Raw genomic sequence first — 23976 nt, forward strand, 5'->3', positions numbered from 1 at the left:
TTTCTTCATTAAATTTTACCAATTTATAACTAATATTAATTATTTTTTTCTATTTAATTAAATAAGATAAAAAAACGCATGTTTTTAATGATTCGGCATTTTCATGTTTATAAAAACTTATATTAATAAATTTTAAAATTTTACAATACAAAACTCTGACATCAAAAACAACACTAATTATATAATATATAATAAGCAAAACAGTTAAGCTTAATTTTCTTCATTTAAATTCGGTAAAATTGCAATTTTTTGAAGAAACTGTAATTTAATTTAAATTTTTAAAAATAAATCATTATTTTAAAATTTTTTTCAAAATATCAATTTTTTTAAGAATTTACCTTAATAACTGAAATAATTTCTAAAATCACCATAAAAATACCCTTTTTAACCCAAAAAAATAAACTTTTGATCATAAAATTTTGATATTTTTAAATTTTTTGCTGATTTTAATAAAAATCACTCCCACTTCACTCCACTAATAAAATCCAAAAAATTTAAAAAATACCCCCTAAAATCCGTCATTTTTCTCAAATAAAAAATGAGAAATAAAAAAAATTAATTTTTTTTGCTTTGAAATGGGTTTTAGTGTATAATTGTGGTTGACAGTGGAGATAAAAAATGTTTGGAACTGTTTTCAGAATATTAGATGAAAAAAATAGAATTGTGCTACCTCCTGCTTTTCGTGATGAACTTGAAGGTGACTTCTATATTTCAGCTAATTTGGAAAAAATTCTCGAGATCAGAAGCCAAACCGAATTTGATATTATTGCCCAAAAAATTGGAAAAGCAAACTCATTAGATCCACGACTTCGTGATTTTGCAAGATATTTTTTTGGAAATACCGTCAAAGTTTCTGTCGATAAGCAAGGTAGGTTTTTAATTCCCAAAAATTTACTTGACTTGGCCGCTGTCAAAAAAAGAATCTATTTACTAGGGGTTAATAACAAAATTGAAATTTGGCCTGAAGAAAGATACGAACAATTTTTTGCAAAGTTTTCTGACAGTGATGTTACCGCTGATTTAGAAAAAGAATTGCTAAAATCGGGAGTTGAATTATAAAATGCACATTCCAGTTTTGTTAGAAGAAGTTATCTTAGCTCTTGAAATTAATCCCGAAGGATTTTATGTTGATTTAACTTTAGGGCGTGGCGGACATTCCAAGGCGATTCTTGAAAAATTAACAACGGGAAAACTGATTGTTTTTGATAAAGATATCCAAGCCATAGACGAAACTAAATCTAAATTAACTGCAATTAGTCAAAATGTTGATTTTATTTGTTCAGATTTTGTAAATTTTGATTATCACTTAGAAAAATTGGGAATTGATTATATAGATGGATTTATCGTTGATTTAGGTGTTTCTTCACCTCAAATTGATAATCCTGAGCGTGGCTTTTCTTACTCTAAAGATGGCAATTTAGATATGAGAATGGACACAAGTCAATCTCTTGATGCTTCTTGAGTTTTAAATCAATATTCTGAAGAAAAACTAACTCAGATTTTTTTCAAATATGGACAAGTAAAATTTGCGCGGCAAATTGCAAAAGCAATCATTGAAAATAGACCTTTGAAAACTACTTTTGATCTTAGTAAAATTGTCAAAAAAGTTATTCCAGCACTGGCGTTATCTAAAAAAAACTTTGTAAAAAATGTTTTCCAGGCTGTTCGAATTGAAGTAAATAACGAACTTGAATCCTTGCAAATGTTGTTAAAAAAGTTACCAAAATTCTTAAAGCACGGTTCAAAAGTTTTAATTATTAGCTTCCATTCGCTAGAGGATCGAATTGTCAAAGATGCATTTTTAAATTTAGTTAGTAAATCTAAGCAAGATTTTTTTAAAAAAGGCGATCCAGAATTCTCAACGAAAGTTTTTCGACCATCACCAGAAGAAGTTTTGCTAAATCCAAGAGCAAAATCAGCTAAATTACGAGTTTTAATTAAAAATTCATAAAAAAAGAAAAATTGAAAAATAGGTAAAAATACTATGGAAAGATGTAGTAAAATTATGCTAATGGGATTAGGTGATTTTGGATCTAAAATTGTTCAAAGTCTCAATTTAGATCAAGCTAACTTTCCAAAATTTTTTATAAATTCACGAGATGAATATTCTAATTTCAATTTTAGCGATCAAAATTCACTAATTCTTAGTCAATCAAATTTTGGATATGACTGAAAAAAAGCAAACCAAGCAGTAAAAGATAAAAGTTTAGAAATTCAATCAATTCTTGCTGGGGTCAAAATTCTCTTTTTGATTGTCGGATTAGGCGGATCAACTGGATCAGGAGCGGTTTTAGAAGTAGCTGAAATTGCTCAAAAAATGAATATAATTATAATAGTTTTAGCAACAAATCCTTCTGAAAATGAGTCGAAATTTAGACGCGAAACAAGTTTTGACGTGCTTCAAAATTTGAAAAAAATTGTTGATTCATTAATTTTAATTTCACCAGAAGAAATAAGTTCAACATTTCCGAGTCTTATAGTTGAAAATGTTCTTCAATTAATAGCAGTGACTATTCAAAAGAAAATTTCAATTCTAACAAAAGCTATTTGTCAACAAAATGCATTAATTCATGTTAACAGTTCAATCATCGAGTCAATTTTATCCAACAATAATTTTGTTTTTGTCGGATATGCAAGTGCAGCTGGTTCAAATAGGGCAATAGTTGCAACTGAAAATGCCTTTAAAAACCATTTTGTCGAATTTGATCTCTCATCTTCCGAGGAAATGTTAATAACAATTAGCGCTAACAATTCAATTTTACAAACCGAAATTAACGATGTTCTTAACACAATTAGAAAAAATTTCAAACCAGACTTAAAATTTTCTTATGGCGTGTATACAAACACAAAATTAGATAAACAAATTGAAATTGGTATAATTGCAAGTCAGAAAAAGCATAGTTATGAAAGCAAAAAAGCAGCAAAATTAAATCTTGCCTTCGATAACAAATTTAGTATTTTCTAAGCAAATTGATTTTGATTTAACTTTTATTAAAAGCTTATAAAACACCTTTAAAAATTATAAAATTTTAGTACGCAAACAAAATTTTATAACAAAAAGGTGTTTTTGTATTATTTTTTTTAAAAAATTTTTTTTGTGGGCAAATCGACGGAAATATAGTATAATAATATTGTAGTTTTACTATTATTTTATCAACTCAATTATTATGTCAAAATTCAATAAATATATATCTGACTATTTTCTTGATAGTCAAAAAATACTTGCAAAATTTAATCCGAAAAATATTGTTATTTTACAGTTTTTCCAACGTAGAGATTTTGCCGTTATTGGCGGAATGGATGAAGTTTTAAAATTTTTAGTAGATAATACTGATTATAAAAAATATAAAATTCGTTATTTACAAGATGGAACTCGTGTAAAAAAACGTGAAATAGTTCTTGAATTAGAGGGCCCTTTACATCTTTTTGGTCATGTTGAAGGAATTATTGACGGAATTTTAAGCCGCTCAACTTCAATAGCAACAAATGCTTATTTATGCAAAAAAGCAGCAAATAATAAAGAAATAATCTTTATGGCCGATCGTTCTGATCACTATTTGATGCACCATATTGACGGAAAAGCAGCAAAAATAGGTGGTATTTCAATATTTAGCAATTTAGCTCAATCTGGAAAAACCGAAACTAAAAATTTTGGTTCAATGCCTCACTCCTTAATTCAAAATTTCAACGGCGATCTTATTAAAGCTTCTCAAGCTTACCGTAAAATTTTCCCAGACCAACCATTAGTAGCCTTAGTGGATTTTAACAACAATGTAATTGAAGAATCCTTAGCTGTTTTGGCTGAATTTGGTCAAAATTTAGCTGGAGTTAGAATTGATACTTCTTCAAATATTCCCGATCAAATGTTCGAAGATCCTAAAAAAGACGAATTTGGAATTAATTCAAAATTAATAAAAAAACTACGAGAAGAGCTAGACAAAAATAACGGTCAACACGTAAAAATTGTAGTCTCATCAGGATTAAACCCTATGAAAATTAGAGAATTAGAAGAACAAAACGCCCCTGTAGACTTCTACGGTGTTGGCGAGTATATGCTTCAAATTCGAAATCATTTTAGCGCCGATGCAACAGTGTTAAATGGCAAAAAATTAGCTAAATTTGGTCGTTTTTATCGTAAAAATCCAAAATTAATAACTTTTGAATATGAAAAATAATCTTGAATTGAATAATTTGGGTTATAATGATGACCTCAAAATTTGACAAGACAAGACAAGTTTTAATTATTCAGTTGATACTATTTTGCTAGGAAATTTCATCACCTTAACTAAAAAAGTAAAACTAGCACTTGAAATAGGAACAAATAACGCAGCACTAGCAATTTTTGTTGCTCACAGAAAAAAAGATCTAACTATCGATGCAATTGAAATTAATGAAAAAGCCATTAATTTAGCTAGAAAAAACGTTGAAATTAACAAAAAAGAAAGTCAAATTAATCTAATTTGTGCTGATTTTAATCAGTTTTGAGTTGAACATAATAAAAAACAGTCACGAAAATACGACTTAATTTTTGCTAATCCTCCTTATTTTAAAGTCGGAACAAAAAAAATCCGAAATGTTAGCCCTGAGTTTAAAAATGCAATTTATGAATTTAGCCTTAATTTATCACAATTAATTCTTGGGGCAAGCAAAATTATTCAACACAAAGGAAGATTATCGCTGGTTTTACCAATCGAGAGATTTATTGATGTGATAGAATTTTTGCGTCAGGGTCGATTTGAGCCAAAGCGTGTTCAATTTGTAATGGCAAGAGTGGGATCTAGTCCCAAATTTGTTTTGGTTGAATCAGATTTTAATGCTCAGTGGGGAACCCAATTCCTACATAATCTATATTTACACCCTAATAATAAAAATAAACATGTTTATCGCAAAGAAATCCAGAAACTTTATGTAGCCCGAAAGGTTAAAAATGGCTAAAAAATTTTACATCACAACTCCTATTTATTATGCTAGTGGTAATCTCCATATTGGTCATCTTTATAGTTCAACTTTGGCATGAGTGCTCAGAAATTTTAAAAAAATGCAAGGTTTTGACGCACTAATGCTAACAGGATCTGATGAACACGGCCACAAAATAAGTCGTCTAGCCCATCAGTCAGGTTTAGATCCCCAAACTTTTGTTGATAAAAACGTGGAAAAATTTAAAATTTTATGGCAAAAATTTGGCATTGATTATGATTATTTTTTAAGAACAACTAGTCAAAATCATAAAAATTTTGTTAAAAAAATTTTTTACAAAATGTACGAAAATAACGATATTTTTCAAGGTCAATATCAAGGACTTTATTCTGTAAGTGACGAAGAATTTTTATCACAAGTTCAATGTATCGAAAAAAACAACGAATTTTTTCACCCAGTTAGCGGTGCAAAAATGGAATTAGTCGAAGAAAATTCCTATTTTTTTGTAATTAGTAAATTCCAAAAATGACTAGAAAATTATTTAGACGCTAATCCTAATTTCATTTCTGACAAAAAAATCGCAAATGAGTTAAGACAAAATTTTTTCCAAAAAGGTTTAGAGGATTTATCCGTTAGCCGAAAAAATTTAAAATGAGGAATAAATCTTGAAAAATTTCAAGATCAAACTATCTATGTTTGACTTGATGCTCTTTTTAGCTATTTATCAATTTTTGACGACCAAATTAATATTGACTCACCACAGAGTCAAAATTTTTGAAACCAGGCCGAAGAAATTGTTCATGTTGTTGGAAAAGAAATAGCTCGTTTTCACTGTATTTATTGGCCAATTTTTTTAAAATCATTAAACTTCAGATTGCCATCAACAATTTTGACTCACGGATGGCTCATAACTCCTGAAGGAAAAATGTCAAAATCAAAAGGAAATGTAATTAATCCTCTTGAATTACTTGATGAATTTGATGCTGAAATTATAAAATTTTATTTTGTAAGTCAAATAAGTACCGAAAATGATAGTATTTTTGACAAAAAATTATTAGAAAGTCTATATAATTCATTTTTTGTTAACACATATGGAAATTTAATTAGTCGAACAATTGCACTTGTTTTGAAATATTTTAATAACGGTTTGAAATTTAAAATTGAAGATTTAGATTGAACAGATATTAGTTATTATGAAAAAATTTTGTTAACTTTTGACTTATTTTCTAAAAATTTGTCAAATTTTCAGCTTGAAAAAGGCTTTAAACTAATAATTGATCTAGCAAAAAATTTAAACGGTTATTTTGATATCAAACAATTATGAAATGAAAAAAACTTAGATAAATTAAGCGCAAGTTTACTTTTAGTTTTAAATGGAATTTACACGATTTCAGCATGCCTAAACTCTGTTATGCCTAAAACCATTGAAAAAATTATTGATTTTTTAGGAATAAAAACCACAAGTTTTGAATTAATTACAAAATTAGATAAATTTGACAAAATTATTTTTGAAAAACTGGAAAAACCTTTTTTTCCAAGAAAAAAATCTTAATAACCAAATTTTCAGCGAAAATTATGTTTATCGTTTAAAAATTGAATTAATGGCACTATGTTTATCAAAAAAAGCGAATAAATTGGAAATGAAATTGTTGATTTTAAAATTATTGGTGTTAAATAAAAGAAAAAATATTCTTCAATAAGTCTATCCCTTCCGGTTCGATTCAAGAAACGATTATAATATTGCACAAATGCAAACGGATGTCATAATCAACGAAAAACGAGAAAGCAAAAACTAAGGACAAAAAGTGTTATTAAAGCATTTTTAAATTTCTGAGTCGGTTTTTTTCAATATAAAATTACTAAAAATGTTGTAAATGCTAATAAAATAACTCCAAAAATCCCTATTAATAAAAGAACTAGATTTTTACTAAAAAACCTTCTTCAACCTTTTGCAACTCTTTGAATTTCAGACTCACTCGTAAAAAAATAAAAAATAAACACTGAAAAAGTTATTAGATAAGTTAAAATTAACATAAAAATTAATACTTTTTTATTTTTACTTGCAAAATTAAAAGCCAGCGAGGAAAAAATTGCAACTAAAATCGGGATAATTCCATATTCTGGGGTTCAGAAAACAATGCGACTTGTAAGCAAAAGTTTTCCAAAATCAAATGTAAAAGCAACTATTGCACCTTTGAATCAACTTAAAATTATTCCTATCAAAACGTAAAATGGAAGTTCAAATGCTAAGTTAAATCTGCTTGGAAGACTAGTTTTAAGTATAAAAGCAATAATTAAAAACATTCCCATTAAATATCCTGAAATTACCAGTTCAAAACTTGTAAATCGAAATATTTTATGGTTCGCTCTAAAAAAATGTTTAATGTTTGCTCTAAATGTTGTTAAATTCATTGTTTTAATGGTAAATTATAATAAAAATTTAGTATAAAATATTATAATTTAAAAATAAAAAAAAGGATTAAAAAAAAATGATAGAAAAAAACTCGTTTCAAGAACTTTATCCAGAAAGAATAATTAACATTCAAGCCTATAAATATAATGGTTTTTTGTATCGCCAGTGATCAAATGCAAGAGTAATTTCAAATTCACTTACTCATGTTGTCGTTAGTTTAAATGGCAGCATTGTAAAAAAATATGGCACAAAATCATGACGTTTTTCTGAACCGACTATTTTTGTTTTTCCAAAAAAAACAATGCATAATGCAATTATTACTTTTAAACCGGGACAACATTTTAGTTATCATTACTATATAAATTTAGCTTCAGATTTTATTTTTGAAGAAAATACAATCAAATTTGTTGATTATGATATAGATATTAAAATTTATAACAAAAAAAGTTTTGATATTGTTGATCGCGAAGAATTCCTTGAAAATAAGGAAATTATGAACTATCCCGCAAAATTAGAAGGCATACTTTCAAATGAAATTAGCAAAATATTTCTGCTATTTTTGCAAAAAAAATCATTCTTTAGTAACGAGTATCTTCAAGTTTTTATTGATCTGTGTCAACGGCAAAAATGTTGAGTGCGTTAGTTGCGGCATTAAATTCTGCTTCTTTAATAGATTTTCCATAGCCAATACCGTATTTTTTTTCTTCCCAAATTAAGTCAACACGAAAAGTTCCATCAGCAAGTCTAGTTGGTAAATAATTGATTTTGCTAAGCGAAGAAAAAGACTGAATTTTTTCTTGAAAAATTGATTTTGGGTCTTTGTACTCTTTTTCGCATGCAAAATTTACACCATTATACAAATATTTTGCCAAAAATTCATTAAGCTTATCAAAACCTTGATCAAGTAAAATTGCTGCTGAAAATGCTTCAAAAACATCAGCTTTCAATTTGTTATTTTCACGAATTTCTGATGCACCTTTACCTAAAAATACAAGCTCAATTAGTCCTAAATCTTGGCAGACTTTGGCTAAATAATTTGTGGAGGTAAGAACCGCACGAAGTTGAGTTGAATTACCTTCTTTTTTATAAAAATTATCATAAATTGCCCGAGTTACAGCATAATGAATTGCTGAATCTCCCAAAAATTCTAACATTTCATAATGCGGTGTTGACGGATTTGTAAAGTTGTAACTTTTATGTGTTAATGATTGAACATAAATGTCTATTGAATTTGGTTTAATATCTAATTTTTGCAAAAATTCGTGAATTTTTTTATTGGATTGCATTATTCTCCTTTTAAAATTAGGGATAATTTAATATTTATTTTTTAAAGGTTAATGTAAAATTTTGATCTTGAATTATGTGTGGTTGACTTGAATGATAGTGGCCAAATTCTAGGTGCAAAGTAAGTTTTTTATCCTGATCAAAAAATTTTGACAGCATTGAAATAAAACTAACCTGTATTTCAGGGATGTTTTCAGGCAAAGGCAAATCAGCAATAGGGCTAAAATTAAGAATTTTTTCTTTTACTAATTGTTTTACAACAAGATAATTAATTTCTTGGTCTTTTAAACAATTTTTTGCACCATTATCACAAGCAAAAGGGAATTCATCAACATTTTTGCTTTTAATTTGATTAAAAATTTGCTGATATTTTGCTTTAAAGTTTGAATAAGAATAATTTTCATCAACAAGTTCAAGAAGATACGGGTTTTTTTTGGGATTAACTTCATCTTGAAAACCTGGATTAGAATTAATAGGACTAAATTCTATTTTAGTATCCCCGCAAGAAACTAAAAAACCTAAAGCCATAAAAGTCAAAAAAATGCTTTTTTTCATTAAAATACTTTCTTTTAATAATATATTAATAAAATAAAAATTAACTAAATTTTACCATATTTTGGATTTTGCTGTTTTATTTTTGTATTTTAGCATTTTTATATATAATTTATTAAATTATCCATTAATATAAAAGGGACCTATGACAAGGAAAAAAAAGATTTTATTTTCAATTTTTACGTTATTTTTTCTAAGCGCAGCTTCAGTTACTGCTTTTTTTACCTACAATTATTTAAATCATTCGGCCCCTGCAAAAAAAATTAGTGGTATTGATTTACTACTTGAATCAGATAAAGGCGAAAAAGTTGACAGTGAAAACAAATTTAGCAAAGATTACTTAGCTGAAATTGACCAATTTAATGATTTTTTTAGTGACCAAAATCAAGATCTAGCCGAAGAATATGGACAAAGAGAAAGTTTTTTTGAGCAACTTTCGCTTTTAGATCTTGAAAAAATAACAAAAAATGACGTTAGTTTTCCTGAAGGTTATGAGCGGTTTAATTTTAATACCGAAAATAACTTTGTCACAAAAGAAAGTGATGAAAATTTTCTTGGCCCAACAAATAATAATTTATTAATTTATGACTTAAATTATCCTTTAATTGATAATTTAATTGAAGAAAATAATACCTTTAAATCTAATATTTTGAATCAAAAATTTACAATTTTTGATTCAAAAGCGCGCAATCAAATATTTAAACTTGATAAAATTGGCGCGTATGCCCAACCTTTAAATTCCGATGAATATGATTGAATTTACCAAAAAAACGTAAAATTTAAGACCGGAACTGCCGCAATATTAGATTCTAATAATGAAAAAACATTATTAATTACAAATAATCACGTTTTACGACCTTTGGAAAGCTATAAATACAACGATGAAAACTTCGAAATCAAAACCCAAAAAATAAGATTCTGAAATACTTTAGGTGGAAATTTTCTTGAATGATATCAAGATGGAAAAATTTATAGCCTCGACAGGGATAATATAGCATTACTTTTTTATGTAAAAGAAATTTACGAAAAAAAAATTACCACCTTTGATCAAGTTAAAATTTTAGAATTTCTTATTAATTTTTACAATGATTATTTTGAAATTCCTTCTGATTTTGATAATCAAAAATTTGATGTCGGAGTTTTTTATTTTAAATACAAAAAGTTTATTGATGATTTAAGAGAATTAGCTAAATTTTATACAGAAAATAAAACCGATATCTTAGCAAAAATTCAACAAAATCAAACAATAACTGACGCTAATAATGCTAGAAGTAATTCAATTGAATCAAAATTTGAAAATTTTCTAGCAACTTATCAAAATTTTATTGATTTCTGAGAAAAAATGGTCAAAGAAAAACCTGTTCAAATTTCAGAAAAAGTTTGAAAAAAAGGTGATTCAACCTATGATTTTAATGTAGGCCTTTTTTGACCAAAGTCAAAACCTATGAAAAATAATTTCAAAGGCGTTTATGCCTCAGATCCCCAGCAAAATTTTTCACGCTTATCATTGTATTTTTATACAAACAACGGACCAGGCGCTTCTGGTTCAGGAGTTTTTAACGAAAAAGGTGAACTCCAATTTATTAACGGATTTGGCTTAATTAACAATTTTTACGATAATAATTCACGAATAGAAAAAAATTATTACGACAAATTAAACACAAATATTTCATTATCAGGTGGAATTCCTCTTGTTACTGAGGATTTTAATTTAACAAAATTAATAAAAGATTTTTACCCTTCTAATCAAAAGAAGGGATTTACTTCAATTCAAAATGAGCAAATTGTTGTAACAAATAAAAAAGCGTAAGTTTTTAAATTAAACTTACGCTTGGTTTCATACCGGCGCACCGGTTGCTAGAATTATTATGAGATGGGAATTAAACCAATATTTTTAAAATATTTTTACTTATCTTAAAAATCTCATAATATATATGAAATCGATATTAATTATACCACAACTTTTTTAAAAAGAATAAAAAAAAAAAAAAAATGACTTGCACAGGAAAAGCAAGTTAGTTTATTTTTACTATGTTTCTTTTTTAAAAATGAGCAAATCATTCTAATAAATAAAAAAGCGTAAGTTTTTAAATTAAACTTACGCTTGGTTTCATACCGGCGCACCGGTTGCTAGAATTATTATGAGATGGGAATTAAACCAATATTTTTAAAATATTTTTACTTATCTTAAAAATCTCATAATATATATGAAATCAATATTAATTATACCACAACTTTTTTAAAAAGAATAAAAAAAAAAAAAAAAATAAAAAAAAATAAAAATCACTTGCACAGGTAACAGTAAATTAGTATTTTTTTACTATGTTTCTTTTTTTATTTTTGGGCTAAATTAAAGGAAAAAATGAGAATTTGCAAAATGACATTTATAAACTTTATGCGAAAAAAGTAACGAAAATTCCTTAATATGATATAATTTTTTTAATTTACAGGTGGTTTCTATGAGCAAAATAACTAAACAGCAACTTGGCGCAAAAATTTGACATGGTGTCAATAGGTTGCGAAAAAATCTTGAGGCCTATGAATATAAGGACTATATTTTAGGGTTACTTTTATACAAATTTTTATGTCAAAAACAGACAGAATATTTAATTAGTCAGGAATTTGATAAGGATGATCTCTATCTTTTGGATGATCAATTGGACCGTAGTGGTATTGACCTTGGAAATACTGGGGTACTAAGTTGGGGAGTGGTTGATAGAAAGATAGAGTCATTGAAAGACAAAAATGGATTTTTTATCCAGCATCGGAATTTATTTGATTCTTGAGTCAAAAATAAACAAAAATTTGACATTAAAGCTTTTCAAGGTGCATTTAAGGATTTTAGTGATGGAGTTAATGAAATAGTTAATAAATCTAAAAAGTCTTCGCATGCTTCATTGTTTAAAGGTTTATTTTCTAAATTTGAAACTGATTTGGGGAAACTTGCACCAAATGCCAAAGAACAAACTGAAGTCATTTCTCAACTTATTGATACTATCAATGAAATTCCAACTACTAGACAACAATATGATGTTCTAGGCTTTATTTATGAGTATTTAATTGCTCAATTTGCCTCAACCGCTGGAAAAAAAGCTGGCGAATTTTATACACCTCATGAGGTAAGTGACTTAATCTCGCGAATAGTTGCATTTTATTTAAAAGATCGCAAAGATATTAGCATTTATGATCCAACAAGTGGTTCAGGTGGTTTGCTGTTAAACATAGGTCAAGAATTTAAAAAATATAGCGAAAGTTCAATCACTTATTATGCTCAAGAGATTAAAAACGAAACTTATAATTTAACAAGAATGAACTTAATTATGTCAAACATAAATTCCGATCAAATCCATGTTCGTAGAGGAGATACTTTGGAAGATGATTGGCCTTTATTTGAAAATGAAGACACTAGCACATATCGATTGTTAACTGTCGATGCTGTTGTGTCAAATCCACCATATTCTCAAAGATGAGAACCAAAAAATGCAGGTCATACAGAAAGATTTGAAGAATATGGAGAGCCGCCTGAAAACAAAGCAGACTATGCTTTTTTATTACACGACTTATATCACATAAAAAATGATGGAATTGGTGCGGTTATTTTGCCCCACGGAGTTTTATTTCGCGGAGGTCGTGAAGGCCAAATTAGAAAAAAACTAGTTGAAAAAGGGCAAATCGACGCTATAATTGGACTTCCAGCCAATATGTTTTATGGAACTGGAATTGAAACAGTTATTATCATTTTAAGAAAAGATCGTTTTAAGAATGATATTCTTTTTGTTGATGCCTCAAATTTATTTGTTAAAGATGGTAAAAATAACCGCTTCGCTAAATCACATATCAAAAAAATTGCTGATATTGTTAACTACCGCCTTGAAACTGAAATTTCAAAAATAATCAGTTTTGAAGAAATAGAAAAAAATAATTTTAATTTAAATATTTCACGATATGTTGAACTAACTGGGAAAAAAGAAGAACAACACGACCTATTTTCATTAGTTTTTGGCTCAATTAGTAAAAAAGAACTAAAGCGTTTTGATAACTTTTTCCTCAATTTTCCTAAAATCAAGGAAAAAATGTTTAAAGAAAACCAACAAAACAGCGATTATTACGATTTGCTTTCGCAAGACTATATAAATATTATTTATAATGATAGTGATTTTCAAAATTATTTGGAATCATTCGAATCTAAAGTGGTTAACTTTATTGATTTTTTCAAAAGTAAGGTATCTGATATCAATTCAATTAAGAACATTAAGTTAATTGAGCTAGAAAAAGATATAACTGAGTATATTTTTTCATCTTTAAAGTTTCCATTAATTGATACTTATGATGTTTACCAAATTATAATTGATAATTTTGAAAATGTTAAGGAAGATTTAGAACTTTTACGGGAAAATTTTTCTGATTCTGGCAGTCTAGATATCAAAGAATTTTTAAATGATCAAATTGAATCAGTTGATAGCATTAATCAGAAAGAGAAAGATTTTCGTAGAATTAAGTCGTGAAAATCTAAATTTTTTAGCAATGATTTAATTGAGCAAAAATTTTTTCCAAATGAATTTGCTCAATTAAATAAGGTTCAAGATCAAATTGACCAATTTGAATCTGAAATAAAAGAACTATGCCAGATAATTAGTGATGAAGATAAAACTAATGAAATTTATAACGATGAAAAAAACTCTTGAATTCAAAGTGGTATTAAAAAATTAGCTAAAACATTTAAAGATTCAAAAGAATCATGAGAAAAAGATTCTTTTGAATCTTTAATAATTCAAATTAATGAAAAATATTTAGATATCGATAAAGTAAAAAAAGATTTAACTAATCTAAAAAATGATTTAACTAATAATTCCTACAATCAATATTTGAATTTGAATGAAAAAGATTTTTATGATTTGTTAATTTCAAAATGATGAGAAAAGTTTATTCAAAACTTTAAGGAAAAAAGTGAAGAATTCGTTGATGAGCAAATCTCAGGAATATCCGAAATATTAAACAAATATAAACACACTTTTGTTGATATTCAAAAAAAAGTTTCTGATTTGGAAACAAAAATGTCTACTTTTTTGGATGAACTTGAGGGAAATCCCGCGGACATGGAAGCCATTAAAAAATTATCTAATATTTTGAAGGCAAATTAATGTCCAAAAATAAAAACATTCCTGAAATTAGAATAGAAGGATTTAATCCTGCCTGAGTTAAAAAAAGATTGGCCGATGCTTTAAAACACGAACAATCATGAAAATATATTGAGTCATCAACTAAATATTTTAATCATGGAATTCCCGTTTTAACTCCGGGAAAAACTTTTGTGCTTGGTTATGCAAAAGACACAAAAAATATTAAAAAAGCATCAGAAAATTCACCAATAATTTTATTTGATGATTTTACAACTCAATCTCGCTTTATCAATTTTGATTTCAAAGTTAGAAGTTCTGCGCTTAAATTGTTAATCAATAAAAATCCGAAAGATAATCTTTACTTTCATTATTTAATTTTACAAAAAATTAAATACACTGTAAGACATCATGGCCGCCATTGACTTCCTCTTTTTGTTAATTTTACATTTTTTCAACCAGGCTGACCTGAACAGCAAAAAATTTCGCGACTTTTTGAGACACTTGAAAACTTAGTTAATAAACTTGAAGAAAAAATGAGCCTTCTGAAAAATATTAAAAATGGTTTTACTAATAAAATGTTTGCTAATTTTAGTTCAAATCTTCCTTCAATTAGATTCAAAGGTTTCAAATCAGCCTGAATTACTGATCAAGTCAAAAATTTATTCGAGATTTCCCGAGGCCAATCATTAACCAAAAACCAAATAAAAACTAGACCTGTAGAGAGAGAGAGAGAGAGAGAGAGAGAGAGAGAGAGAGAGAGAGAGAGAAACCGCGGCTACATCTATCCGGTTTATTCATCACAAACAGAAAATCAGGGGATTTTAGGCTATTATAACGAGTTTTTAGCTGAAAATGTAATAACTTGGACTACCGCTGGTGTAAATGCTGGCGCTGTTAATTTTCGAAAAGGAAAATTTTTTGCAACAGGTTCTTGTGGAATATTAACTTCAAAAAAATATCCTGAAAACGAATTTTTTGCCATTGCAATTGGATTTAAAACGAGAAAAAATGTCACAAATGGTATTATTCCTTCTCTAAAAATTATTGATATGGCTCAAATTGAACTAAAATTCACTCCTGATATTAGTGAACAGCAAAAAATTTCGGAACTTTTTGAGACTTTTGACTCACTAATTCTTGCATATGAGCAAAAAGTTGCCTATTTTCAAAAAATTAAAAAAACTTTATTAAATGAAATGTTTATTTAGGTGAATATGAAAAATTTTAAAAGTGAACAAGAATTTGAACAAGCAATAGTTGATAGATTAACAAGCCCAAAAAATGGATGGCAAGGTTTTAGAGATGAATCTGGCCATAAAAATGGGTATAGTATCATTTTGGAAAATGTCACAGAAGAAGTTTTAATAAAAAATTGGAAAGATATTTTGCTTCATAACAACAAAGACGTACTTAATAATGTTAGTCTTAGTGATGAAGAAATGGAACAAGTTATTGAAAAAATTCATAGTTGCCCAAACTTTGTTGAAACAAATATATTACTAACTAACGAGTATATTTTCATTAAAAGATCAAATCCAGCGCTAGAGCCGGAAAAAATTGGCAAAGAAGTACAACTAAAAATATTTTCAAAAAAAGATATTGGCATAGGAAATAACATTTACCAAATTGCACGTCAAGTAACATTTAAGACAACAAAAAATGATGAAATGCGTGCTGATTTAATGCTTTTATTTAACGGGATGCCTTTAATTCATATCGAATTAAAAAACCAATCTGAAAAAATTCAAAGCGCTATAACCCAAATTAAAAATTATGCCAAAAGTGGACTTTATAATAGAATCTTCAAATTAGTGCAAATTGTTGTCGCAATGAAACCTAATGAAATGTTGTACTTGCCAAATACAAATTATATTGAAAATATTAATGAAAAAAATTTTTTAAAATGAACTGACAAAAATAATCGTCCTATAAATGATTATTTAGAATTAATTGACAAATTTTTCAGTATTCCAATGGCTCATAAAATGATTGGCGACTATATAATCGCGGATAACAAGGAAAAAAATCTTAAGGTTTTAAGAAGTTATCAAGTTCATGCGGTTGAAGAAATAATTGGCAGGCGATTGAAAAAGGACCTAAATTTTTCTAATAATTTGCATGAGTGCCAAAAAGGCGGGTATGTTTGGCACTCGACAGGATCAGGAAAAACGCTAACTAGTTTTAAATTGGCTACTCTCATTTTGGAAAAAGAGCTTAGTGATATTGTAATTTTTGTTGCTGATCGAATTGAACTCGTCACACAGACATTAAAATCGTTTAATAACTTTAATTCTTCTGGAAAAATCGATGTTATTGAAGCAGAATCAACAGAAAATTTAATTGATCATCTTTCTACTGATTCTATAAGACAAAAATTAATTATAACTTCAATTCATAAGCAATCACGGATAACAAATGAAAATTTCAGTAAAAAGTTAAACAAAATTACAAAAAAGAAAAAAATATTCATTTTTGACGAAGCACACCGAACAACATTTGGCGATATGTTTACTAATATTCTCAAAAACATGACAAATTCAGTTATTTTTGGCTTCACAGGTACACCAATAATTGAAATAAACGCTAAAAATAGGGTAGGTTCTGATGATCTGGGGGTAACTACCGAAGATAATTTTGGTCCAAGATTGCACAAATACACAATGGAAAATGCTATGGAAGACAAAAAAGTCCTAGCATTTAGTTCAGAATACAGTTTTATGGAGCACTTGACTTCTACAACGCTAGATTTAGTTCAAGAAAACGTTAAAAATAAAATCGGAATTACTGAGTATCATTCTAAATTTGGGAAAAATGATAAACAAATTATTGATCTCGAAGAGAAAATTTTCGAGAGATACGGTACAACTCATGAAAAACAATATAAAGAAGAGGTTGTCAAAGATATTTTGAGATTATGACCTAATCGAAGTAATAAATATTTTTACTCAGCAATCCTAACTGTTGAATCAATCGAAAGTGCTATTAAATATTTTGAAATTTTTAGGAAACAAATTGATGAACAAAAGCTAAATTTAAAAGTCACAGCGCTTTTTGATCCTTCAATTGATTCATCTGTTGATTCGTCAAATAAATCGAGAGGATTGGACAAAAAAGAGGATATTGAAAAAATTTTACAACAATACAACAAAGATTTTCGTCAGTCTTTTGATTATAATACCCATAAAAAGTTTAAAAAAGATATTCAAGACAGATTAAAGAGGGATAATTTAACTAAGTTAGAAAATGGCAGTTTCGAAGGTCAATTAGATTTGTTAATTGTTGTTGACCAACTTTTAACAGGTTATGACTCAAAATACATAAACACGGTTTATTTTGATCGACTTCTTAAATACGAACATTTAATTCAGGCAATTTCAAGAACAAACCGCATTGAAAACAATGAAAATAAACCTTTTGGAAATATTGTTTTTTATCACAGGCCAATTTTTTTATATGAAAAGCTTACTGAAGCTTTAAAAGCTTATGCTTATGCCGATCCAAAAATGGCAGATCCAAAGAAAATTGAAATATTTTACGACGAAATTAACAAGAATTTTAGAAATTTACAAGAACTTTTTAGCGGATGAGGCTATCCGGATTTTGAGAATGTACGCGAATCTATCGACCCAAATGAAGCTAAAAAGTTTATAGAATGTTTTATAAAAATCAAAAAAAGTTTAATTTGTGCCGAAATTCTCGGATTTAGTTGGGAAAAAAATAAAGAAAATGAGAAAATCTGATTAAATGAAGAGCAGTGAAAAAAGTTAAACGTGAGAATTGAGGATGTTCGAATTGAATATAGCAACACTAATCCAAACAAAGAATATGATGAAGTTTTTAATGAATTAGACAATCTTCAACCAAGTGTTTTAAGAGAAAAAATCGATTCTTCATATATTCAAAGTTTGTTTTATGACTCCAATAAAAAAGTAACTTTAGAGGAATTTTTAGTGCAAGTTCAAAGCGAAATTACAAAATTTCTTAAAGTTGACCAGCCATTTGCTAGAGATTGTTTTATTGAAATGTATAAAGATAATCGAGGCATTGATATTAATATTTGCGTTGATGAAAAACGGAGTGAAAATTCTGATAATGAAATAAATAAATTCGCTGAACAAATGAATATTGATAGTAAAAAACTTAAAAATTATATTAATGATAATAACGCTGTTGATTTCAACGACCGAATCGAGAGGTTAGTCGAAGGCAGGCTAAATGAAAATGTTAAAGAAAATATTATCAAAATAAAAAAATGAGCTAATACTGATGAAAACAAAAATAAAATCAAAAAATTCTATCATTATGACCTAGTTTTGGAATTTATCGAAGCCCAAAGAGATAAACTTAAACAATAAAAAACACTTAAATTTATTGTCCTATTAGCTTAACAAAAACTATTTTGGCCACTTTTTTAACTAAAAAAGCAAAATTATAAAATATTTAAACTACTTTTTTAACTTAAAAACACTGGCAAAAATCAATTCAAGGATAAAATAACAAAAATCATAAAAAATACAACTACTATTTAAACTCAATGCAAACCTGAGTTTCCCAGTTTGAAGGCAAAAATTCACTTTTTAGTGAATACAAATATGAAAAAATAACGGTAATAAACTAGGACAAAAAAAATTAACAGTTTAATATTATTATAACATCATAACATATTGCTGTGGTGTTTTTCAATTTAAAATCGATTGAATTCTATAGTTGTTGTATCAATATATATAATCTGCAATTATTTTTTTGAGATCTTCAAAAGTTATTTTACTGTAGTTTAACTCGTTTAAGCATTCACTTTTTATAATTGAAAATCAGTATTCAGCCTCCCTATTATCCAAAGAATTTCCTATGCGAGACAATGAAACAGTTCCTCCCATTTTATTTATTTTGTCAATATAGGTTTTTGAAGTGTATTGAAATCCATGGTCTGAATGAATAACAAAATTTTTATCAATAGACCTAAATGTCTTTATATTATCCATAACTAAATTAAGATCATTGCTTACAGATAATTTAAAATCTCTGATTTTTTTAGTTTTATGCTCAATTATTACAGACAAAAATACATGGCTTTCCTTAACATCTCTGGGAGCTTTTATATATGTAATATCAGTAGCAAAAATATTTCTATTTAATTTATCATTGTAGTCGCGTTTAACAATATCCGGCAGTGCGAATTTGGTGTTCTTAATTTCGTCTTTCTTCTTTTTTTTCTAATTTTGCATACTAAATTCAATCTTTTTAAATGTCTTCCAAGACTTCGAGCGTTAATGTCAATATTATATTTCATAGAAATATAAGCACTCAACCTTATGCGACCATATCTACCTTTGTTATCAAGAAAGGATTGTTTAATTATTGCATCATTTTTGTGCTCCCTTACTTTTATAACTCTAGTTTTAGATTTTGCCACTGATTGTCTGCATACATTAAAAATTTTTGCTGATTTGCTGTAGGGAATATTTAGCGTTTTGGCTTCACTAATTTTTCCTGATTTTAATTTATCTTTATTGATTTCGTAATATCTCTTAGCTATTTCTATTAATTCTTCTTTTGTAAATTCGTTTCAATCAGGTTCAATTGGTTTTTTACGTTTGCCACTTCCTGGCTTTCTGTTCGCACCTTTTTTATCTAATAATTGATCTTGCATACCATTATTATAATACCGAATAATTTTTTTGATTCTTCGAAGTAGTTGTGTTCTGGTTATAAAATTTGTATCTGGCGAAATATCATTTATATAATTTATTGTTTGTTTCAATCCAAATTCATTGTAAATTTTATAAATCATATCAAACTCATCTTTTTTAAAGTGTCTTGACATTAGTATTCTCCTTTTTGTCGCATTTGAAAATTTAAAAAAGCTAACACTTTGGGTGTTAGCTTTCTCCTTAAACTCGAACAAAAAAGCCAACACCTTTAGTGTTAATTTTTTTTGTCCTGGTTTATAAATCAGTATTTTTTTATCGTAAAACCTTATTTTTTATTAATTCCGTTTAATTACATTTTTAAATTAATTTTTATGGTATAATTATAAATTATGAAAAAACAAAATAAAGATGGTTTTATTGAAGTAAACAAATTGTTTGGCAAAAAACCTAAATATTTTAAGGAAATTTCAAACATGAAATTTGAAACAAGTTATTTGGAAACAATCAATACTTTGATATCTTAATAAATTACTAATAAAATTGTAATTAACTTTTACCAAAAAACTTAAAAAATTGCCTAAAACCGGATGCTTTTTTGAAATTACCTTATCAAACTGGGAAACTCAGGAAAATCAATTCAAGGATAAAATAACAAAAATCATAAAAAATACAACTACTATTTAAACTCAATGCAAATAGAAAACTCGTTTTTATTTAAATTGAGCCTAAAAAAAATATGAAGTTTTGAAAGAACAATAATTAAAAGCCATAAATTTATAGATTTCTAAACGGTTAAATTTAAGGCAGTCCATCATATTTAAAAATATAATGGAAAATTCGCATTTTCGATTTTTTTATGACAAAAACATAACTAATTCCCCCCCTTAATTCAATATCAAAATTTATTAATTTATTCTTAGTAACTCTATTATAACAGAATTTTTTCCTAGACCAAGCATTTTTTTTTTTTTTTTTCAAAGGGTTAAATTTACAATAATAAAATCCCCCTTTGGTTAAAATTCAAAGGGGTTATTTATTTATTTAATTAATTATAATTAGGATTTTTTCAAAATTATTTAAATTTACTAGTTTAAATAAGCATCTACAAAAGATTCTAATGTTTTTTCACGAGCAATTTTGGCAGCATTTTCATCATCGCCAAAATCAGAATTTTTTACAACTGCAAAAGCCTTAATTAAAACTTTTGCTTTTGAATCTGGGAAAACTGGTTTTGGAAGATCTGAATCGCTAGGTTGAGTTTCAATCACTTCAGGATTAGGCCCAATTTGGAAATAATCAAGATTGTAGGTATTAAATTTGTGTTGTGAAGGTTGTCCTTGTTCATCTTTGTTAAATATAGTTTTTGAATAAACCTTATCAAATTTAGGTCTTTGGCTTGAAGATGAAAATCCATTTACCTCTAAAGTTCCAGATCCATCGGCTTCTTTGTTTATGGAAATTTCAACAACAATTGTTGATCCATCTTGAATAAACTGGGTGTCTGATTCAAAGTTGTTTTTTTGGTTAAATTTTTTATAAACAAGTGTTCGATTTTGCAAAGTAATTGTTGTCTCGTCATTGCCTTGTCTTGTTAGTTCGGCAAACTGATCAGGTTTAATTTCTTTTAAAACTTCAGGTGGCAAAATTAGAGCTTGTTGATTTGTAACGGGTTTGCCTTGTTGATTTTCAGTGTCAAAATTAAATTTAAAGTCAAAATCAGTTCCTAAAATATATGCAAATTGTGGGTTGGCATTTTTAATTTCTTGAGCTTCAGAAACAGTTGGAGGGGTTGTTGCGCTATCAGATCCAGTAGTGCTTGGTCTTAAAAAAGATCCTCTTGCCTGAGTGTTTTTTACTCTTTGGACAAAAATTCCTTTGCCTTCTTTTGAAGAAACTAGGTAATGTTTGTTAAAATCGTTAATTCCACTAATTTTAAAAGCCAAAAAGAATGAACCTTTGTCAATATTAGTTGGATTTTGTGGTGTTGTTTGTGAACCTGTTGAACCTGAAGGTCCTTGAGCACCTGAAGATCCTGCTGATCCCGAATCCGGAGTCGCACTAGATTGAGTTGGTTGGAATTTTATTGTTCTAGTAATTGAATATCCGTCATTTTCTTTAGTTATTTTCCCTTTAAATTTAAGTTCGGGACGACCAAAATCACTAAGAATTGACTCACCATCTTCTTGAAGAACAACATCATTTTTACCATCAATAAAAACTAAAGGATTAAATTCGCGCGCAATATCATAGGCAGTTTTTTCACTAAAAATATTAGAAATAACTATTTTTGAATCAGCAAGGTTTTGACCGGTTGTTTTATCAACAAGGCTAAAATTTAACTCTAATGCTTTTGATAAGGGAGTTGAATTTAGTTTTAATTCAACATTTTGGGCATTGCTTTTTGCTAAAAGTAAAGTTTTTAGAATTGAAACCCCTAGTCCAAAAGTTTTTTGTGTGCTTTGGGTATCAGGTTGTTGACTGTTTTGAGATTCAGAATTTTGGGGCTTGACTTCGGTGTCTTTTTTGATGTGCTCCTGCAAATCTTTGGTAAATTGCTGGATTTCTTCAGGAGTTCCTGTTTTTCCATTTTCTAGAAAAAAAGTATTAGCAGCAACTTTTTCAATAATTTGATTGTCTTCAGCTTCAGAATTATTTTTAATTATATCAAAAATTTCACTAACATATAAATTAATTTGACTGGCTGTTATTGTTGGACTATTTTCAGGTTTTTGAAATGAAAAATTAGTTGACTTTGCAATACTTCCTTGGGCTTTTGCAATTTGTCGCTCCAGAGGTCTTAAATCAGGTTGAAAGTCTATTTCTAAGTCAAAATTTGGGACTTTTAGTGCTAAATTTTGATTTTTTGTTGGGCTAACATTAACTAAAAAGCGAACTTGTTGGCTCTTTAAAAGTTCATCTTTTTCGGAGTCTTGAACTTTTTTCAAAGAAGGTATGATTTCTAGATCCCAAATATCATTATCATTTGCGCGGAATTTAAAGGATTTTAGGAAATTAGATTCAAAAAATGAACTAAAATTAAAGTCTGTATTTGATTTTTGGTATAAAACTTCTGCTAAGGATTGATCTTTATTAATTAAATCAGCTTGAACTTGAGCTTTTAGTTTGAAAATATCTTGACCACTTTGGCTAATAAAACCAGATAAATCGCTAAAAATTTGGGACAAATTGGTGAGTCCTTGAATTGGAAGTTCAAAATTTGTTTTTGTTTTAGTGTCTAAATTTTGAATTTCTAAATTTAGACTTAAAGTTGCTTTTTGATCATCAAGTGAAGAAAAACTAAGATTTTTGTCTTTTAAAACAGGACTGATAATTTGTTTTGAATTTAAAAAAGTAGGCAAATTTTGGGCATTAATTAGGTTAAGACCGATATTATTTTCAATAAAAGCACGCTCAAGTGCGCGAGCAGGACTTAAATTTTTCAAGAATTTTGAATAGGAGTCTTGAATTTTTGCTTTTAGTTCACTTGGATTAACTAATTTTCTGGATTTTAATATTAGCGAAGATCTTTTTGTGTCAATATCAAAATTTTCGAGCTGATTTGAGTCAGATTTTGTGCTAAATCCGGTTAAATTAATTTTTTTACTAATTGTTGCATTAGTTTTAGGATCGCTGACAAAAACTAAAACATCATTAATTGCGCTGTTTTCAACTTTTACATCTTTTAAGTCAAAACTAATTTCAAAACCGTTATTTTTTAGCTCACCAAAGTTAAAAACTGTCGCTAAATCCAATCTATATAAAGGATTTGTCGCTAATTCAAGTGCTGATTTTGCTGATAAATCACTAAAATTAGTTTGAATTTTGACCTTATCTAATAGTCCAAAAACTTGTTGTTTATCAATTCCGGCATTGGAATCAAGTTTGAAATCATTAGGTTTTTCAACAACCTTTTGAAAATATGATTTATTATAACTATTAAATCCAAGGGCAATTCCGACAACTGCTGAGGCAAAAATTGTCGTTCCTAAGCCAATTGTAATTATTTTCATATGCTTTTTTGCATTCATTTTAATTCCTT

Annotated in this window: 18 protein-coding genes; 12 read left to right on the forward strand and 6 right to left on the reverse strand. The window is 27.7% G+C overall.

Annotated features, from left to right (window positions below):
* Nucleotides 1-618: 618 nt before the first annotated feature.
* The 6 genes from mraZ to metG all read left to right on the forward strand — a co-directional run bounded on the left by mraZ (nt 619) and on the right by metG (nt 6469).
* On the forward strand, nt 619-1059 hold the full coding sequence (gene mraZ / locus U3G01_RS01880; RefSeq protein ID WP_255031248.1) for a division/cell wall cluster transcriptional repressor MraZ: 441 nt from the start codon (nt 619-621) through the stop codon (nt 1057-1059).
* A gap of 1 nt (nt 1060) precedes the next feature.
* On the forward strand, nt 1061-1951 hold the full coding sequence (gene rsmH, locus U3G01_RS01885) for a 16S rRNA (cytosine(1402)-N(4))-methyltransferase RsmH (RefSeq protein ID WP_069098414.1): 891 nt from the start codon (nt 1061-1063) through the stop codon (nt 1949-1951).
* Between the two features lie 33 nt (nt 1952-1984).
* Complete coding sequence (locus U3G01_RS01890; RefSeq protein WP_255031250.1) at nt 1985-2965, forward strand: cell division protein FtsZ; 981 nt, start codon at nt 1985-1987, stop codon at nt 2963-2965.
* Nucleotides 2966-3167: 202 nt separating this feature from the next.
* Nucleotides 3168-4175 carry a nicotinate phosphoribosyltransferase gene (locus U3G01_RS01895; RefSeq protein ID WP_326564862.1) on the forward strand — a complete coding sequence of 336 codons (1008 nt, stop codon included), beginning with the start codon at nt 3168-3170 and terminating at the stop codon, nt 4173-4175.
* A complete protein-coding gene (locus tag U3G01_RS01900; RefSeq protein WP_255031254.1) occupies nt 4165-4935 on the forward strand; it encodes a tRNA1(Val) (adenine(37)-N6)-methyltransferase in 771 nt (256 codons plus the stop codon). Before U3G01_RS01895 ends, U3G01_RS01900 begins: the two co-directional genes overlap by 11 nt.
* Nucleotides 4928-6469, forward strand: coding sequence for a methionine--tRNA ligase (metG, locus tag U3G01_RS01905; protein WP_255031255.1), 1542 nt, complete (start codon nt 4928-4930; stop codon nt 6467-6469). The genes U3G01_RS01900 and metG overlap by 8 nt, the downstream gene beginning before the upstream one ends.
* On the opposite strand, the gene U3G01_RS01910 is transcribed toward metG, so the two are convergent.
* The gene (locus tag U3G01_RS01910; RefSeq protein ID WP_326564863.1) at nt 6466-7221 is read right to left on the reverse strand and encodes an ECF transporter S component; all 756 of its coding nucleotides are present in this window, start codon (nt 7219-7221) and stop codon (nt 6466-6468) included. The genes metG and U3G01_RS01910 overlap by 4 nt on opposite strands.
* A 185-nt stretch (nt 7222-7406) precedes the next feature.
* Between U3G01_RS01910 and U3G01_RS01915 the strand changes: the two genes are divergently transcribed.
* Nucleotides 7407-7973: a DUF402 domain-containing protein gene (locus U3G01_RS01915; protein WP_010321400.1), complete on the forward strand. Its 567-nt coding sequence runs from the start codon at nt 7407-7409 to the stop codon at nt 7971-7973.
* On the opposite strand, the gene U3G01_RS01920 is transcribed toward U3G01_RS01915, so the two are convergent.
* Entirely contained in the window at nt 7933-8616 is a 684-nt protein-coding gene (locus tag U3G01_RS01920) for a ribonuclease III family protein (protein ID WP_255031261.1), read from the reverse strand. The genes U3G01_RS01915 and U3G01_RS01920 overlap by 41 nt on opposite strands.
* 34 nt (nt 8617-8650) lie before the next feature.
* Nucleotides 8651-9169 carry a hypothetical protein gene (locus U3G01_RS01925; protein WP_255031263.1) on the reverse strand — a complete coding sequence of 173 codons (519 nt, stop codon included), beginning with the start codon at nt 9167-9169 and terminating at the stop codon, nt 8651-8653.
* A 142-nt stretch (nt 9170-9311) separates the two neighbouring features.
* Between U3G01_RS01925 and U3G01_RS01930 the strand changes: the two genes are divergently transcribed.
* The 4 genes from U3G01_RS01930 to U3G01_RS01945 all read left to right on the forward strand — a co-directional run bounded on the left by U3G01_RS01930 (nt 9312) and on the right by U3G01_RS01945 (nt 18641).
* On the forward strand, nt 9312-10976 hold the full coding sequence (locus tag U3G01_RS01930) for an Mhp366/Mhp367 family surface (lipo)protein (RefSeq protein WP_255031264.1): 1665 nt from the start codon (nt 9312-9314) through the stop codon (nt 10974-10976).
* A gap of 649 nt (nt 10977-11625) precedes the next feature.
* On the forward strand, nt 11626-14307 hold the full coding sequence (locus U3G01_RS01935; protein ID WP_255031266.1) for a type I restriction-modification system subunit M: 2682 nt from the start codon (nt 11626-11628) through the stop codon (nt 14305-14307).
* Nucleotides 14307-15494: a restriction endonuclease subunit S gene (locus U3G01_RS01940; protein ID WP_255031268.1), complete on the forward strand. Its 1188-nt coding sequence runs from the start codon at nt 14307-14309 to the stop codon at nt 15492-15494. Before U3G01_RS01935 ends, U3G01_RS01940 begins: the two co-directional genes overlap by 1 nt.
* Before the next feature lie 6 nt (nt 15495-15500).
* On the forward strand, nt 15501-18641 hold the full coding sequence (locus U3G01_RS01945) for an HsdR family type I site-specific deoxyribonuclease (protein ID WP_255031269.1): 3141 nt from the start codon (nt 15501-15503) through the stop codon (nt 18639-18641).
* Nucleotides 18642-18932: 291 nt separating this feature from the next.
* Here U3G01_RS01945 and U3G01_RS01950 read toward each other — a convergent pair whose 3' ends face one another.
* Entirely contained in the window at nt 18933-19346 is a 414-nt protein-coding gene (locus U3G01_RS01950) for an IS3 family transposase (protein ID WP_326564864.1), read from the reverse strand.
* Nucleotides 19347-19417: 71 nt separating this feature from the next.
* Nucleotides 19418-20110 (reverse strand): IS3 family transposase, encoded by a 693-nt coding sequence (locus tag U3G01_RS01955; RefSeq protein ID WP_326564865.1) that lies wholly within the window; start codon nt 20108-20110, stop codon nt 19418-19420.
* A gap of 216 nt (nt 20111-20326) precedes the next feature.
* Between U3G01_RS01955 and U3G01_RS01960 the strand changes: the two genes are divergently transcribed.
* Entirely contained in the window at nt 20327-20461 is a 135-nt protein-coding gene (locus tag U3G01_RS01960; RefSeq protein ID WP_282861175.1) for a hypothetical protein, read from the forward strand.
* Between the two features lie 561 nt (nt 20462-21022).
* On the opposite strand, the gene U3G01_RS01965 is transcribed toward U3G01_RS01960, so the two are convergent.
* Nucleotides 21023-23965: a P110/LppT family adhesin N-terminal domain gene (locus U3G01_RS01965; RefSeq protein WP_255031301.1), complete on the reverse strand. Its 2943-nt coding sequence runs from the start codon at nt 23963-23965 to the stop codon at nt 21023-21025.
* Nucleotides 23966-23976 lie beyond the last annotated feature (11 nt).

This window comes from Mesomycoplasma ovipneumoniae (assembly GCF_035918255.1).
Taxonomy (GTDB): Bacteria; Bacillota_I; Bacilli_A; order Mycoplasmatales; family Metamycoplasmataceae; genus Mesomycoplasma; species Mesomycoplasma ovipneumoniae_A.